Consider the following 16,242-nt stretch of genomic DNA (forward strand, 5'->3'; position numbering starts at 1 on the left):
CCCCCCCCCCACTGTCGCGTATGTCACACGCCGCCCCGCGCCGCCGCCCACCATCGGCGAGTGACGGTCGTCACACGGACCGTCAGAACTGGCTGCGAACCTCGTCCGCGACCGCGGCGACACGGGTGTAGACACCCGGATGACCCGGCTCCGCACAGCCCGTGCCCCACGAGACAATCCCGGCCAGCCGCCCGGCCACCACCAACGGCCCACCGCTGTCGCCCTGACAGGCGTCCCGCCCGCCCAGAGTCTGCCGCCCGGCGCAGATCATGCTCTCGGCACGGAAGGTCCCGTCCGATCCTGACGCGTAGTCGGACGCGCACGTGCTGTCAGCGAGGATCGGCACCTGCACCTGGTGCAGCGTGGTCGGGTAGTCGCCGTTGCCGCGCAGATCCCCCCAGCCGTAGACGGTCGCCGTCGTACCCGGGCTGTAGGGCGCCGTGGCTCCCTCGGGGACCATCGGCAGCACGTCGTGCGGGTTCTGCGGGGTGGCCAGCGTGAGCACCGCCACGTCCCACATGTTGGTGTTCATGTCGTAGTTCGGGTCGACCCAGGTGGAGACGACCGAAACCTCCCGGCCGGCGGACCCGCCCAGGTCCGTGCGCCCGACGATCACCTTGAGGTCGGGACGGTCCACGCGCTGCATCGTCTGCTCGTCGTAGAGGCAGTGCGCCGCGGTCACCACCTTGTTCGGCGCGACCAGCGTGCCGCCGCAGAACTGCCCGGAGCGTGTGCCGCCGTAGACCGAGCGGCTGGCGACGGCGACCATCCAGGGGTCCTTGGCCGTGGTGGTCGGTCCACCGCCGACGATGGCCTGCGCCGGGATCGCGGGCGTGGCGAGCGCGGTCGGCACCGACGCGAGCAGGACCAGCAGCGCGCGCCTGCGCCGCCAGAACCCCCGACCAACGGGTCTGCCCTCCCCGCGACCCGCTCCGACTCCGGCTCCGGCTCCGGCTCCGGCTCCGGCTCCGCGAAGCATGTCCCGATCCGCTCCCTGATCGGGTCCCCGGTCGACTCCCACCCTTGATCCTTCCGCCGCACAGACTCCTGCCGCGCCACAGCGTAGGGATCCGGACACGCAACGTGCCCACCCGCCACGCCAGGTGACGGATGGGCACGTGTGTCCGAAGGGTGATGACCTTCGAGAAATGCCTGTTCAGACGGGTCGGACCGAGTTGGCCGACCGGATCCGGATCAGTCCAGGTAGTCGCGGAGAACCTGCGAGCGCGACGGGTGGCGCAGCTTCGACATGGTCTTGGACTCGATCTGGCGGATGCGCTCACGGGTGACCCCGTAGACCTTGCCGATCTCGTCCAGCGTCTTCGGCTGACCGTCGGTCAGACCGAAGCGCATGGAGACCACGCCGGCCTCGCGCTCGCTCAGGGTGTCCAGCACCGAGTGCAGCTGCTCCTGGAGCAGGGTGAAGCTGACCGCGTCGGCCGGGACGACCGCCTCGGAGTCCTCGATGAGGTCACCGAACTCGCTGTCGCCGTCCTCACCGAGCGGCGTGTGCAGCGAGATGGGCTCACGACCGTACTTCTGGACCTCGACGACCTTCTCGGGCGTCATGTCCAGCTCCTTGGCCAGCTCCTCCGGGGTGGGCTCGCGGCCCAGGTCCTGGAGCATCTGACGCTGGACGCGGGCCAGCTTGTTGATGACCTCGACCATGTGCACCGGGATACGGATGGTGCGGGCCTGGTCGGCCATGGCGCGGGTGATCGCCTGACGGATCCACCAGGTGGCGTAGGTCGAGAACTTGTAGCCCTTGGTGTAGTCGAACTTCTCGACCGCACGGATAAGACCGAGGTTGCCCTCCTGGATCAGGTCCAGGAAGAGCATGCCGCGACCGGTGTAGCGCTTGGCCAGCGAGACGACCAGACGGAGGTTGGCCTCCAGCAGGTGGTTCTTGGCGCGGCGGCCGTCCTCGGCGATGATCTCCAGCTCGCGCTGCAGACGCGGCGCCAGCTTGTCCTCGGTCGCCAGCTTGTCCTCGGCGAAGAGGCCGGCCTCGATGCGCTTGGCCAGCTCCACCTCCTGCTCGGCGTTGAGCAGGGGGACCTTGCCGATCTGCTTGAGGTAGTCCTTGACCGGGTCGGCCGTGGCACCGGCGACCGCGACCTGCTGCGCCGGGGCGTCGTCCTCGTCCTCGTCGGAGAGCACGAAGCCCTCGGACTCGCCCTCCTCGCCGCCGGCCTCGGTGGGCCCGCCCTCGGCCGGAGCGGCCGAGTCCTCGATCAGCTCGTCCTCGCCGACGGCGGGCTCTTCGCCGTCCGCGTCCTTGCCGGCCTTGGCAGTGGCCTTCTTGGCAGCGGTCTTCTTGGCCGGGGCGGCCTTCTTTGCGGCCGCAGCAGCCTTCTTGGCCGGGGCGGCCTTCTTGGCGGCCGCCTCAGCAGCTGCCACGAGCTCCTGGACCTGGTCCACCTCGGCCGCGGCTGCGGGCTTGGCGACCGAGGTCACCGAAGCCGAGGCCGCGGCGCGCGGGGCAGCGGTACGGGTCGTGCTCGCGGCGGCCGCAGGGCGCGGAGCGACGGACTTGGTCGCCGTCGTCTTCGTGGCAGTGCTCTTCGCCGCGACGCTCTTCCGGGGGCGCTTGGGGGCGGACGACTCCGCCGCGCTCACCATCAGCGTCACACCCTCCTCATCGAGGACCTGGTTGAGGCTGCGCATGACGTTCTTCCACTTGGTGACCGGAATCTGGTCCACCTCGAAGGCGTGGCGCACGTCATCGCCGGCGATCTGCCCCTGTGCCTTACCCCGCTCAATGAGCGCCATGAGAGCGGCAGACTCGGTGATCTCGGGTGGGAGCGAACGGGATGTGCTTGCCGACACGAACAACCTCTCGGACGTGAGTGGACAGACGGCCGGCCGCAGGGACGGCCCTCTGGAAACTGCAAAGCTTTGGGCTGGCGGTTCTGGCACCGCCTTCGTACACATCGCTCGGCACGGGAAAGCGTTACGCGCCACTTACGTGGTGCAGGTCACAATGCCCCGGGGCGAGTCCATGTAGGGGGTCTACCCCGTTCAACCATGCCAGATGGGCGGTGATTCCGACTGTCCCCTGAATCGGGTAGCGGACGGCCGAGGCCGCCACCCGGTGGTCGTCTCTCCGGGGGCGGCCTCGGCCGATCGGTGCGCTGCGCCGGTGCACCATGTCGGTTCGGTCGGCGCAGCCGTTGTGCGGGGCTGTCGGGTCATGCGGAGGGTCGTGTCGTGCGGGGGCGCCGGCTCCTGCCGCCGCGGGCTCAGTGCTCGCGGGGGCCGGGGACGAGCGGGTCGACCTCCGGGTGGACCGTCAGCAGCGCGCGCATCGCCTGCTCGGCGGCGGTCCCGTCGCCCGTGCCGAGGGCGTCGACGAGGCGCACGTGCAGTCCGACCGAGGGCTCGGACGGGCGGTCGCACGCGGTGATCGGTCCACCGGAGACGTGGAGGGCGGAGCCGACGATCCCGGCCAGGTGCTCCAGCATCCTGTTGCCGGCCAGCTCCAGCAGGACGGCGTGGAACTCGGCGTCGGCACGGCCGTAGGTGAGCGCGTCGCCCTGGGCAGCGGCGTGGCTCATGATCTCGGTCATGTCGTGCATGCGCTGCTGGACCTCGTCCCGGCCGTGACCGGCGGCGAGGCGGGCGGCGAGGGGCTCGATGGCCCAGCGCAGCTCGAACAGCTCGCGACGCTGGTCGTCACGCTGCGGGCCGTAGGCGCGCCACTCGATGATGTCCGGGTCGAGCAGGTTCCAGTCGGCGACCGGCCGGACCCGGGTGCCGACGTTGGGGCGTGCCGAGACGAGGCCCTTGGCCTCCAGCACACGCAGCGATTCACGGACGACGGTGCGGGACACCTCGAACCGCTGTCCGATCTCCTCGGGGACGAGGGGACGGTCGGCGCCGAGGTCACCGGAGACGATCATCTGCCCGAGCTGCTGGACCAGCTGACCGTGCAGACCACGGCCACGACTGCCTGCGGCACGACGTCCGCTGCGACCGAGGTCGGGGTCGGAGTTGTCCCAGTGCAGTGCGGCAGCGCTGGTCGCAGCCGCCGCATGGGGAGAGGCGACGGGGTGGGATGCGGGGAAGCGGTCCAGCTGAGCGGACGTCATCTGGGCGGGGGGCATGGTGGGGTGCGCAACGGTACTCACGTCTCCTTTGTCGGCTATGCGGCGCACAGGCTTGAGGACTTTCGTGAAAAGCACACGAAAGGGTGATCGCCCATCACTACACAATTGACGCCATATCGGCAGTTATTGCCCACTGGGACGAGCGGGGCTCTTGCGGGCCAACGGCCGCTGTGGGAACCCCGCGTGACCCTCGACCGGTCCTTTTCGCGATCCGTGCGTCATGCGCGAGCGGCAAGCACAGGCTCGCTCGGGTCGTTCGTGGAGACGACCGTCGAACCCGGGCACGCCAGGGGGGTCGCCTCGCTCAGAGCGCGCTGCGGCGCGGCAGGAGCAGCACGTAGGCGCCGAGCAGCAGCAGGATCGGGACGACCACGGCGACGGCCAGCTCGGCCGTCGAGAGCGCGGTGCCGCTGCGCAGCCCGGAGAACGTCCCGTAGAGCCAGTCGTGGCCACGGTCGACGGGGAAGAGCGCACGCCAGTGCAGGGCGCGCAGACCGCCCGAGGCCAGGGCACCGCGCTCGGCCAGCGCACCGGCCACGGGCTCGGTCAGGATGGGCACGGTGATCAGCAGCAGCATGCCCGCCGCCGCACTGCGCAACAGCACCCCGCCGAGCAGCCCGATCCAGCCGCCCGCCACGGTCAGCGCCAGATATCCGACGAGCGCGGCCGGGACGTGGCCGTGCCGGGCTGCGGCCTCGATCGGCGCTGCGGCGGCATGGTCCCCGAGCCGGAGCAGCAGGCCGTCCACCGCGAGGGATGCCGCGCCGAGGAGCGCGGCGAAGACCCCAACCACCAGCAACTTGGCCAGCAGCAGCCCGAACCGACGGCGCAGCGGACGCAGGATCCCGCCCGGCGCGGGGTAGCGGAACTCGTGCCCGGCCGACAACGCGCCCACCGCGCCCGCCCCGAGCGCCGCCAGCGGCAACGGCAGCAGCGGCACCCCGGCGGTCAGCACCCGGATCGGGTCGGCCAACCCCGGCTGGCGCAGCGTCAGCTCGGCCACGACGGCGTCGGCCGCCAGCACCGCGACGGGGATCAGCCAGCTGGAGCGCACCCCGGTGAGGCGGCGGCGCTCGTAGGTCAGTGCGTGCACGGCTGCTGGTCTCACTCTCGGTTGGGGCCCGGTCTCGGTCTCGTTCTCGGAGCGGGTCACATGGATGCGCGGGGCGGGGACGGGGGGTGGGGATGGCGGCCACGGCCGGGGCGCGGCAGGACCGTCAGTCGTCCTCGTCGCGGAACAGCGGCGCGGCGACCTTCGTGTCGCGGCGGGACAGGACCGCCGACGCTCCGGACATCCCGGCGAGCGGGGGCACCACCATCGGCGGCAGCACCGTCTCGCCCTTGCCGACCGACACCGTGGCGCGTACGGACGACGACTCGGGATCCGCAGCGGACGTCGAGCGGGTCGCGGTGGGGCCGGGGGGCGATCCGTGCGTGGGGGTGCCCGGCTCCGGCACCGGCGCCCTTCGGGGCGCCGCCGGGGCGTGGTCGACGGTCTGGTCGGCCAGCTCGTGCAGCAGGATCCCGTGACGGAAGGCCAGTTCGCCGATCTCGGTCCGGGAGAGGCCCTCGACGGAGATGGCGTTCCCGCCCTCCCGCCGGACCGCAACGCCCGAATCTCGCAGCAGATCCCCGAGGCGCGCGACCTGGGGACCGCGCACCGAGACCTCGTCCCGCAGCCGGGTCCGCCGGAACTCGTCGATCGGCTGGTCCGCCAGCAGCCGTCCGTCGTCCAGGGTGACCACGCGGTCGGCCAGCACGGCCGCCTCCTGCGGGCTGCGCAGCGTCACCAGCACCGCCCCGCCGCCGGTGGCGAACGCCCGGAGGAAGGCGTGGAACCACTCGACGTTCTTGGGCGAGAGGCCCTCGGTGGGCTCGTCGAGGATCAGCGTGCAGGGGTCGCCCAGGAGCGCCTGGGCAAGCTGCAGCCGTCGCGTCATGCCGGGCGAGTAGGTACGCAGCCGGTGCTCGGCCGCCGGACCGAGGCGCGTCTGCTCCAGCAGCTGGTCGGCGCGGCGCGCGGAGACGCCCGCCGCAGCCGCCATCATCCGCAGGTGGGCGCGGGCCCGGCGCCCCGGGTGGCCGGCGGGACGGTCGGCGTCGCTCAGCACAGCGCCCACCTCCCGCTCGGGGTGAGGCAGCCGTCGGTAGGGGCGCCCGTGGAAGAGGGCTGTCCCCTGCCCGCTCTCCAGACCCAGGGCGAGGCGCAGTGTCGTGGTGCGCCCGGACCCCTCCGGGCCGAGCAGCGCGGTCACCTGGCCGGGACGCGCGTCGAAGGACAGGTCCAGCAGCGCCGGCGGGCGGCCGCGCCGGTAGCTCTTGGTCAGCCCGATCGCCTGGAAGGACTGGTACGTGGACTGGTGGGCCTGGTTGTGGGCCTGCTGGGCCGTCTGAGCCACGGTCGGACTCCTCCGTGCTGGTCTCCCCCGTCGCCAGCACGATAGACCGACATAGTTACTTTGCGTGGTATTGACCGATACGGCGCGTAGAAGTCACCGCCCGCCGACCGACGGCCCGTCAGCTGTCAGGCCGGAGCATGGGCGGGTTGAGCACGGTGGCCCCGCCCGCCCGGAACAGCTGGGCCGGGCGGCCGCCCTGACGCGTCGTGGTTCCGCCCGCGGGGAGCAGGAATCCGGGGGTGCCGGTGACCTTGCGGTGGAAGTTGCGCGGGTCCAGTTGCACGCCCCACACCGACTCGTACACGCGCCGCAGCTCGCCGACGGTGAACTCCTCCGGGCAGAAGGCCGTGGCCAGTGCCGAGTACTCGATCTTGGAGCGGGCCCGCTCCACGCCGTCGGCCAGGATCTCGGTGTGGTCGAAGGCCAGCAGCATCCCGTCATCCCCCTTGCCCCGGCCGAGGAGCTCCTCGACCGGCGCCCACCGTGCGCTGCGCACGTCGCCGCCGGGGCGGGGCGTGGGCAGGTCGGGGGCGAGCGCCAGGTACGCCACGCTGACCACACGCAGGCGCGGGTCACGCTGCGGGTCGCCGTAGGTGGCCAGCTGCTCCAGGTGGGCACCGACCCCGGGACCGGTGCCGGGGGCGCCGTGGGTGCGCAGACCGGTCTCCTCGGCCAGCTCGCGGGCCGCCGCCTCGATCAGGCCCTCGTCCGGGCGGACGAAGCCACCGGGCAGCGCCCAGAACCCCTGGAACGGTGGCTCGCCCCGGCGGACCATCAGCGCGCACAGGGCATGGTCGCGCACGGTCAGGACAACCAGGTCGACAGTGACCGCAAAGGGAGGGAAGGCCGACGGATCGTAGCGCGACATGCGCCGCATCTTAGTCGTCTCTGTGACGATAAACAGCGTCGCGTCCCGAAGGGACGGCCATCCGGCCCGATGGATGCCCATGGATCCACACGGCTACGCGTCAGAATCCGGATCCCGGCGCTGCCGCGGCACCGAGCCGGACGCGCTGCCCGGACCGCCCGGACCGCCCGCACTGCCCGCACTGTCGGGACCGCCCGGGGCTCCGGGATCGCCGCCCGTGCGGCCGCCTCCGGCTCCGCCCGGGCCACGGCCGAGGCGGCAGCGTCGACGCCGACGCGAGCCGCGCTGCCGGGCCGCCCGCTCGGCACGCAGGGTGGCGCAGAGGGAGTCGGGCACCGCACCACAGTTGATCGCCTCGTAGAGCAGCGCGGCGAAGGTGTAGTCGGGATCGGCGGTCAGCGCCCGTCCCAGGGCCACCCGGGCCTTCACGGTGTCGCCGGTGACCCACGCCGTCCAGCCCAGCAAGGAGAGCGGGGCCGCCGCATGGTCCGCGAACGGGCCCACACAGCGGCGGGCGAGGTACCGCCAGACGTCGGCCGCGTGGTGGACGTCGGGTGGGTCGAGCCACTCGGCCGCCCGGTCGCGGGCCAGCCGGTCCTGCAGCCCCAGCACGATCCGGACCGCGTGCTCGTCGTCGAGCGTCCGCTCGCCGGACCGGAACCGGGCGACCGCCGCCGCGACCAGGTCGGCAGTGGCCGAGCGCAGCCGTTCGCAGCCCCGTTCCCGGCCGATCTCGGCGGCGACCGCGGGCATCACCCGCTCGAACGCGCGCATGAGCGGTTCGACCGTGGCGACCGGCATCGGCGCCAGCTCGCGGTGGAGATCCCGCAGGTTCCCACGGACCTGGATGCCCGCGAAGGCCGCCGCCGCGGCCACCGCCGACGTGCTCCCGGGCGGACGGATCGGCGCGCCGTCGACCGGACAGCACCCGGGATCGTCGCAGCAGTAGGAGAACCACCGGCCTTCGGAGAGGCAGAGCGACTCGTGCACGGGGATGCCCACCGCGCCGAAGGCCTCGCCGAGCAGCAGGGCCAGCGGGCGCAGGTGCTCGGCCACCGCGCGCGGGCTGCCCCCGACCACCGGGTCCTGGCAGAGGTAGAGGATCACGGCGTCCGGCATGGTGTCCCGCTGCTCGGAGAGGGCGAGCAGGTACCGCACGACCTCCTCGGCCGCCTCGGGCCAGGCGGCGCGGGCAGGAAGATCCACCCGGACGGAACCGCCCTGCCGTCGCCGAGGCCCCTGTAGGCCGAGCGCCACGATGCTGTCGTTCGGGAAGAAACCCAGCAGGAAGGGCAACGCCTCGGCGATGTCGGCCGGCGTCTTCATGCGGACGACGGGACGCTCGAACGGGGAGAAGGACGGTTGCGGAGCCGGCGGGGGAACCGGGGCGGACGCGGAGGGCATGTCGTGCTCGTTCATGGCGCCGAGCCTGCCCCTGGCCGACGACAACGCCGAACGGCCCGTCAGGCGCCTGTGGAGAACCGCCGGGTGTGGAAAACCTCTCATCCGATCGGGCGAAGTGACAGGACGCACAGGCCTGAACCAACGTTTCTCCACAGGCCGGTGACGGCTCTTTGGCTTTTGTCGGCGGGAACGACTATCAAGGACCTCACGAAGACACGACGTCACCAAGACACGAGGCGTGCAGACCCTGGGACGTGAGGACGCGTCCGGGTCCGCCCTACCCCGCGACGGCGAGGACCAGCGGGAGCACCTGACCCGCGCCGCTCTGGCGGAGCAGGCGGGCACCCACGGCGAGCGTCCAGCCGGACTCGGTGTAGTCGTCGACGAGCAGGACCGGCCCGGGCGTGGCGGCCAGGGCGGCGGCGAGGTCCTCAGGAACGGAGAAGGACGAGGCGAGGGCCCGCAGCCGCTGGGCCGAGTTGCTGCGGTGGGCGGCCAGTTCGTCTGCCTGCGGCGTGTAGGTGAGACTGCCGAGCAGCGGCAGCCGGCCGATCCGGGCCAGGCCCTGGGCCAGGGAGGTCACCAGCTGGGGGTGGCTCCGGGAGGGCATCGCGACGACGCCCACCGGCCGGGCGACGGCGTCGGCGCCGCCGGCGGCCCAACCCCCGGGTGAGCGTGCCCAGTCGGCGACCACGGTGACCACCGCGGCCAGCACGTCGTCGGGCACCTGCCCGTCGGGAGCCTGGGCGGCCAGCAGCGGACGGAGGCGGTTGCCCCAGCCGATGTCGGACAGGCGGCCAAGGGCGCGGCCGACGGTCGCCTGCTGTGCCTCGGGGATGCGTCCCTTGAGGTCGACGCCCACGGCCTGCATGCCCGAGGGCCACATCCGGCGCGGCTCGACCTCGACGCCGGGGCGGGCCAGCTCGCCGGTCGCGGCGGCGAGTGCCTGCGGGGAGACCGCGGTGTCGAGCCACGGCCCGGCGCAGTTGTCGCAGCGGCCGCACGGGACCGCCTTCTCGTCGTCGAGCTGCTGCTGGAGGAACTCCATCCGGCACCCGGTGGTCGCCACGTAGTCGCGCATGGCCTGCTGCTCGGTCTCGCGCTGCCGCGCGACCCAGGCGTACCGCTGGGCGTCGTAGGTCCACGGGCGGCCGGTGGCGGTCCAGCCGCCCTTGACCCGGGCGACGGCACCGTCCACGTCCAGCACCTTGAGCATGGTCTCCAGCCGGGAGCGCCGGAGGTCCACCAGGGGTTCGAGTGCGGGGAGCGAGAGCGGGCGACCTGCCTGCTCCAAGGCCGCCAGCGTGCGGCGCACCTGCTCCTCGGGCGGGAAGCCGACCGAGGCGAAGTAGGCCCAGATCGCCGCGTCCTCCCGGCCCGGCAGCAGCAGGACGTCGGCGTGGTCCACCCCGCGCCCGGCACGGCCGACCTGCTGGTAGTAGGCGATCGGCGAGCTGGGAGAGCCCAGATGCACGACAAAACCGAGGTCGGGCTTGTCGAAGCCCATGCCCAGAGCGGAGGTGGCCACCAGTGCCTTCACCCGGTTGTTCAGCAGATCCTCCTCGGCCTGCAGCCGGTCCGCGTTCTCCGTGCGACCGGTGTAGGACGCCACCCGGTGGCCGCTCTGCCGCAGGAAGGCCGCGACCTCCTCGGCCGCCGCCACGGTGAGGGTGTAGATGATCCCGGAGCCCTGCAGGTCGCCCAGCCGCTCGCCCAGCCAGGCCAGACGGTGGGCCGCGTCGGGCAGTTCCAGCACCCCGAGCCGCAGGCTCTCGCGGTCCAGCGGCCCGCGCAGGACCAACGCGTCCGCTCCGCCGGTGCCCAGCTGTTCGGCGACGTCCGCCGTCACCCGGGCGTTGGCCGTGGCGGTCGTGGCCAGCACCGGGACGTCGGCGGGCAGCTCCGCCAGCATGGTCCGGAGCCGGCGGTAGTCCGGGCGGAAGTCGTGGCCCCAGTCGGAGATGCAGTGCGCCTCGTCGACCACCAGCAGACCGGTGGTCGCGGCCAGGCTCGGCAGCACGGTGTCCCGGAAGTCGGGCGAGTTCAGGCGCTCGGGGCTCACCAGCAGGACGTCGACGTCCCCGGCCGCTACCTCCGCCTGGACGGCACCCCACTCCTCGGGGTTGGCCGAGTTGATCGTGCGGGCGGCGATCCCCGCGCGCGCGGCCGCCTCCACCTGGTTGCGCATCAGGGCCAGCAACGGCGAGATGATCACGGTCGGCCCCGCTCCGCGCCGCCGGAGCAGCGAGGTCGCCACGAAGTAGACCGCGGACTTGCCCCACCCGGTGCGCTGCACCACCAAAGCGCGACGGTGGTCCACCACCAGGGCCTCGATCGCCTGCCACTGGTCCTCACGCAGGCGCGCCTCCGCGCCTGCGCGCCCCACCAGACGGGCGAGTACGGCATCGGCCTCGGCACGCAGCTCCACGTCGCTCATGCCCCCATGCAACCCGACAACACCGACAAGAAGCGAACCCGGACCCCCGGCCGTCGGGGCGCGCCCCACCGGTCGGGGGGCGTGATACGCCGCGCGGGTCGCCTTCCCGCCCGAACGGACCAGCAAGGACAGCTCGCTGGGGGGACTTATCCACCGGATCTTCGGAAGTGGGGACACTTCCGGCGGGATCACCGTTGCCGCATGGTCCGTCGGACGTGAGAATTGGCAGGTATCCCGGCCGGACGCCTCGTCCCTGACCGGTGTGCGAGGTGCCCGCGCGCGGGCACGGGGAAGGAGGATCTTGACCATCGGTCATCCCCCCGAGCTGCCCATGGGCTCGCACTCCCCGGCTGTCCCCCGCTCACTGGACGCCACGACCTGGTCCGATGCCGACCTTCCGCTGCTGCCGGACCCCCGCGCGGCGGTCGAGGAGCTCCACCGGATCCACCAGCCAATGCCGGGCGCGACGGTGCTGGGTGTGCTGTCGGCGGACTCCCGCGTGGTGGCGGGTGCGTCGTTCACCGTGCCGGAGCGGATCACCGACGGCTGGCACCTGCGTAACGTCCTGCTGGCGCACCTGCGCCATACCGTGCCCCACGGCCTGCGTCGCCACGCGCCGCTGCACACCGCGGTGCTCGTCCAGTGCCGCCGCGGACCGTCTGGGTGGACGGAACAGGACGGCGCCTGGATGTGGGCGCTGCGCGACGCCGGCCAGCTGCACGGGATCCGCTGCGGCGGCTACGTCACTCTGACGGACGAAGGCTGGCAACTGATCGGAGACGCCCGGCGCGGCAGGAGCCCGCACGCGGGCTCCTGGGCACAGCGTCCGGTCGCCACGATCAGCGAACTGACCGGGATTGCCGAGCAGACGCCGAGCCTGGAGGCACCGAAGCCACGCCTCGCGCTGCTCCCCGTCGAAGCGCCACGCGTGGCCGTCAACTGAGCCCTGTCGAGTGAGCCCGGCGCGGAGTCCGTCCGATGCCGGAACCGGCCGACACCTCCCCGCCCGACCCTGAAGAAGTCGGGCGGGAGGTCAGCGGGTCTACTGCTCCGGGCGTCGGGGCGCGGGCAGCGGCGCGTCGCCGCAGACCACCAGCAGCGAGGTGGCCCGGGCAAGGGCCGTCGCCATGGCGTCCTGGACGGTCGCGGTGTCACCGCCGTTGACGGCGAGCACGACCACCTCGCGCCGCACCGGGCGGCAGCCGTCGGCGGCGGCGTAGAAGACGTCGTCAGCCGCGTCCAGCTGGGACCAGTACCGGTCCTCGCCGAACGACTGCTCGTGCTGCTGCCACGGGTGGACGGTGTCAGTGGTGAGCACCAGGATCTGACCGGGCGCACGACCCGCGTCGAGAAGCAGGTCGACGGTCTCGTCGGCGCGCTCGACCGCGGCCTCGCGGGCGGCCGGGATCACCTGCAGCTCAGGGAGGGTGGGTGCGGCCTCCGCGGCGGGACGACGCGACGCGGCACCGGGCTTCGGCACGCGGGCGCGTCCGGCCGAAGGGCCGGGAACCGGGCGTCGCGCCGGCGGTCCCGGCCGGGGCACGGGACGCGGGGCGGCCGCCACGCTAGAGGGGGAAGGCACTGCGGTCACGGCGGTGCGGGCTACCGGGTCCGTCTCGTCGGTGGATGGAACGCCCTGGCCCGAGTCGGTCTTGTGGATCTCCAGCTCCTCGGCACGATTTCTGACGACGCACCGGACGGCGCCGTACAGCGCCTGAGAGCTTACTCGTAGCCGCTGATCAGCCGATAGGGGGGCCTGCCCGCAGATCAGTGCGATTTCGCAACGCTCATCCCCGCCCCACCCGGAAGCCGCCGCGCCGTCGCCGCCCGGTCATCTACGGACACTGTTTCCCGCTCCTCGCCACGCGATTGACCCTGCGTCAGCGACCGCGGAGGCGGAGCCGGAGGCGGCCGTCAGAAGCCGAGGGAGAGCTGCTCCCCCGCGTCGACCGGCTCGCGGACCACCTTGAGGTGACGCCACTGCGGCAGGTCGTCGAGGAATGCCCAGGAGACGCGGTGCAGTTCGGTCGGACCGAACCGCTCCAGCGCCTCCCGATGCACCGGGGACGGATAGCCCGCGTTGTCGGCGAAGCCGTACTCGGGATGGTCGGGAGCCAGTTCGGCCATCATCGCGTCGCGCCGGACCTTGGCGATCACGGAGGCCGCAGCGACGGCGATGCAGGACTGGTCGCCCTTGATCACCGTGCGGACCCGCCACGGGCCGCCCAGGTAGTCGTGCTTGCCGTCCAGGATCACCGCGTCCGGCCGCTCCGGCAGGCCCTCCAGGGCGCGGACGGCGGCCAGTCGGAGCGCCGCCGTCATGCCGAGCTCGTCGCACTCGCGCGGCGAGGCGTGGCCGAGGGCATAGGCGTGCACCCAGCCCGCCAGGACGGGCGCGAGCTCCTCGCGGCGTCGCGGGGTGAGCAGCTTGGAGTCGGTCAGCCCGGCGGGGGGCTTGCGCAGACCGGTGACCGCCGCGCAGACCGTGACCGGACCCGCCCACGCGCCGCGCCCGACCTCGTCCACCCCGGCAACGAGCGTGGCACCGGCCCGTCGCAACGAGCGTTCGACGGAATGGGTGGGCGGATCGACGGGCATGCCCTCAGCCTAGAGCCTCTCCGGACCGCCGATTCCCGCCCGCCAAGGCCGAACATTCGCCCGTCAACGGCGAAGGCCCGCCCCCTCACCCGCGCAGCAGCGGCAGCAGCACCTCGTCGACCAGGGCGACCGCCTCCTCCTCGCTGAAGCGGCCCTGGCCGGTCTTTGCCCGGTACATCATCATGGCCGGAACCACGTCGAGGACCGTCGGCGTGACCGCGCCCGGGCGGATCTCACCCCGTGCCTCGGCGGCAGCGAGCACGGCACGGAGCAGGCCGTGCGCGGGGGCCAGGATCCGCTGCTGGACCAGGCCCATGAAGGCCGCGGCCCGCTCGTGGTCCAGCTCGCTGATCACCGCGCGCGCGGCGCAGCCGGTGCGCGAGCTCATCGCGGCACGGAGGCGTTCCACCACCGCCAGCAGGTCACCCCGAAGGCTGCCGGTGTCGGGGGCCTCGCCGAGCAGGGGCAGGCTGCACTGGAGCGCTTCGAGGACCAGGTCCTCCTTGCTGCCCCAACGACGGTAGAGGCTGGCCTTGCCGGTCTGTGCGGCGGCGGCGACGGCCTCCATGCTGAACCGCGCATAGCCGGAGGCGACCAGCTGCTCCAGTGCGGCCGCGAAGATCGCCTGCTCCAACGCCTGCCCGCGACGCCTGGCGACGACCTGCTGGGCTTCCCGCACCGAGACGTCCCGCATCGAAAGGTCCCGCATGGAGCCGCAGGCGCCACCGTGCTCGGCGCCGCCCTGCCCGACTCCGCCGCGCTCGATTCCTTCGTCACGGGCCTTTGAAGTCAACTGCTCGCCCCAGAGGGTTGAATGTCCGGTTTGTCCGGGTCTACCGTCGATTCTAGTGAACGGAACCGTTCACTCCAAGAGCCGCCACCCAGGCGATCCATCCCCGATCCGTCCCAGGGGGAAGCCGTGGCACTTCCAAAGACCGTTGCCCGCACTGCGCCCGCGCAGGCCCGACGTGGTCAGCATCCGGGGATCTCGCTGGCGGTGATCGCCACCACGCAGCTGATGGTCGTGCTGGACATCACCATCGTGAACATCGCCCTGCCCCACATCTCCACGGCCCTGAGATTCAGCCCGACCAGCCTGTCCTGGGTGCTCAACGCCTACACGCTGACCTTCGGCGGCCTGCTCCTGCTGGGCGGCCGGATCGGCGACATCCTCGGCCGAAGGCCCACGCTGATCGCGGGCGTGCTGCTGTTCAGCTTCGCGTCACTGCTCGGCGGGCTCTCCACGAGCTCCGGGATGCTGCTCGCAGCGAGGTCGTTGCAGGGCATCGGCGGAGCCGTCGCCTCTCCGACCGCGTTCGCGCTGATCGCCACCAACTTCAAGGAGGGTCCGGCGCGCAACCGGGCCTTCGGCGTCTACTCCGCCGTGGCGGGCGCGGGCGGTGCGATCGGGTTGCTGCTCGGCGGCATACTGACGTCCTGGCTCTCCTGGCGGTGGGTGCTCTTCGTCAACGTGCCGATCGGCCTGGCGCTCGCCTTGCTGGCGCCGCTCTACATCAACGACTCCGAACGGCACCCGGGCCACTTCGACCTGCCCGGCGCGCTCAGCGCGACGATCGGCATGGTCAGCCTGGTCTACGGCTTCATCCGGGCCGCGCAGAGCGGGTGGACCGACACCTGGACGCTGACCGCGTTCGCGGTCGCCGTGGTACTGCTGGCCTTGTTCCTGGTGATCGAGTCCCGCACCGAGCAGCCCATCACACCGCTACGGATGTTCCGCAACCGCAACCGGTGGGGCTCGTACGTGATCATGCTATGCCTGGCCGCGGCGATGTTCGGGATCTTCTTCTTCATGACCCAGTTCATCCAGGACATCCTGGGGTTCAGCCCGATCCGGGCCGGGCTCGGCTTCCTGCCGATGAGCGTGGCGATCATCCTGGCGGCACAGATCTCGGCGCGGTTCCAAGTCCGGGTCGGGGCACGGCCGTTCCTGCTGCTGGGAACGGTGATGATCACGGGCGGGGCCTTCTGGATCACCCAGCTCGACGTCCACAGCACCTACGTGGGCGGAGTGTTGGGGCCGACCGTGATCTTCGGACTCGGCATGGGCTGCATCTTCGTCCCGGTGATGCTGACGGCGGTCTCCGGCGTCGCTCCGCACGAGGCCGGAGCCGCGACGGGCCTGCTCAACACCATGCAACAGGTGGGCGGTTCACTGGGCCTGGCGATCCTGGTCACGGTCTTCGCCACGGCCTCGCGGAACGCGACCAAGGCGCAACTCCCGCACCCGAACAGCAACGAGGTCTTCGTCCACGGCATGACGAGCGCGTTCGAGGCGGCGATCGCCTTCACGGTGCTGGCCCTGCTGATGGCGCTCTTCGTGGTCCGGCCCGCGCAGGCGGCACGCGGTGAGGCGACCCCCGTGGCGGAGGGAACCATTCAGCATGGCTGAACGGTCAGGCGTAGCAG

The 16,242-nt window shown here is 72.2% G+C and carries 13 protein-coding genes; 2 read left to right on the top strand and 11 right to left on the bottom strand.

Going from position 1 to position 16,242, the window contains the following annotated elements:
• Positions 1-82: 82 nt before the first annotated feature.
• From I2501_RS37620 to I2501_RS37655, 8 genes are all read right to left on the bottom strand, one after another.
• Complete coding sequence (locus I2501_RS37620; RefSeq protein ID WP_196198598.1) at positions 83-979, bottom strand: S1 family peptidase; 897 nt, start codon at positions 977-979, stop codon at positions 83-85.
• Between the two features lie 215 nt (positions 980-1,194).
• Positions 1,195-2,835 carry an RNA polymerase sigma factor gene (locus I2501_RS37625; RefSeq protein ID WP_236047997.1) on the bottom strand — a complete coding sequence of 547 codons (1,641 nt, stop codon included), beginning with the start codon at positions 2,833-2,835 and terminating at the stop codon, positions 1,195-1,197.
• A 407-nt stretch (positions 2,836-3,242) separates the two neighbouring features.
• The gene (locus I2501_RS37630) at positions 3,243-4,184 is read right to left on the bottom strand and encodes a FadR/GntR family transcriptional regulator (RefSeq protein WP_328806875.1); all 942 of its coding nucleotides are present in this window, start codon (positions 4,182-4,184) and stop codon (positions 3,243-3,245) included.
• Positions 4,185-4,413: 229 nt separating this feature from the next.
• Positions 4,414-5,202 (bottom strand): hypothetical protein, encoded by a 789-nt coding sequence (locus I2501_RS37635; protein ID WP_196198600.1) that lies wholly within the window; start codon positions 5,200-5,202, stop codon positions 4,414-4,416.
• Between the two features lie 124 nt (positions 5,203-5,326).
• Complete coding sequence (locus I2501_RS37640) at positions 5,327-6,508, bottom strand: ABC transporter ATP-binding protein (RefSeq protein ID WP_196198601.1); 1,182 nt, start codon at positions 6,506-6,508, stop codon at positions 5,327-5,329.
• A gap of 118 nt (positions 6,509-6,626) precedes the next feature.
• Positions 6,627-7,376 carry an NUDIX hydrolase gene (locus tag I2501_RS37645; protein ID WP_196198602.1) on the bottom strand — a complete coding sequence of 250 codons (750 nt, stop codon included), beginning with the start codon at positions 7,374-7,376 and terminating at the stop codon, positions 6,627-6,629.
• 93 nt (positions 7,377-7,469) lie between these two features.
• A complete protein-coding gene (locus tag I2501_RS37650; protein ID WP_196198603.1) occupies positions 7,470-8,795 on the bottom strand; it encodes a DUF4192 domain-containing protein in 1,326 nt (441 codons plus the stop codon).
• A 262-nt stretch (positions 8,796-9,057) separates the two neighbouring features.
• On the bottom strand, positions 9,058-11,217 hold the full coding sequence (locus I2501_RS37655) for a RecQ family ATP-dependent DNA helicase (RefSeq protein WP_196198604.1): 2,160 nt from the start codon (positions 11,215-11,217) through the stop codon (positions 9,058-9,060).
• 301 nt (positions 11,218-11,518) lie between these two features.
• Between I2501_RS37655 and I2501_RS37660 the strand changes: the two genes are divergently transcribed.
• On the top strand, positions 11,519-12,160 hold the full coding sequence (locus I2501_RS37660; protein WP_196198605.1) for a hypothetical protein: 642 nt from the start codon (positions 11,519-11,521) through the stop codon (positions 12,158-12,160).
• A 99-nt stretch (positions 12,161-12,259) separates the two neighbouring features.
• Here I2501_RS37660 and I2501_RS37665 read toward each other — a convergent pair whose 3' ends face one another.
• The 3 genes from I2501_RS37665 to I2501_RS37675 form a co-directional block, all read right to left on the bottom strand.
• Entirely contained in the window at positions 12,260-12,697 is a 438-nt protein-coding gene (locus I2501_RS37665) for a hypothetical protein (RefSeq protein WP_328806877.1), read from the bottom strand.
• Between the two features lie 434 nt (positions 12,698-13,131).
• Positions 13,132-13,815, bottom strand: a complete 684-nt coding sequence (locus tag I2501_RS37670) for a ribonuclease HII (protein ID WP_196198607.1) — start codon at positions 13,813-13,815, stop codon at positions 13,132-13,134.
• An 85-nt stretch (positions 13,816-13,900) separates the two neighbouring features.
• Positions 13,901-14,608, bottom strand: coding sequence for a TetR/AcrR family transcriptional regulator (locus I2501_RS37675; RefSeq protein ID WP_236048000.1), 708 nt, complete (start codon positions 14,606-14,608; stop codon positions 13,901-13,903).
• A gap of 126 nt (positions 14,609-14,734) precedes the next feature.
• Here I2501_RS37675 and I2501_RS37680 point away from each other — a divergent pair, with 126 nt between their 5' ends.
• The gene (locus I2501_RS37680) at positions 14,735-16,225 is read left to right on the top strand and encodes an MFS transporter (RefSeq protein WP_408022819.1); all 1,491 of its coding nucleotides are present in this window, start codon (positions 14,735-14,737) and stop codon (positions 16,223-16,225) included.
• Positions 16,226-16,242 lie beyond the last annotated feature (17 nt).

This window comes from Streptacidiphilus fuscans (assembly GCF_015690355.1).
In the GTDB taxonomy this organism is placed as follows: Bacteria; Actinomycetota; Actinomycetes; order Streptomycetales; family Streptomycetaceae; genus Streptacidiphilus; species Streptacidiphilus fuscans.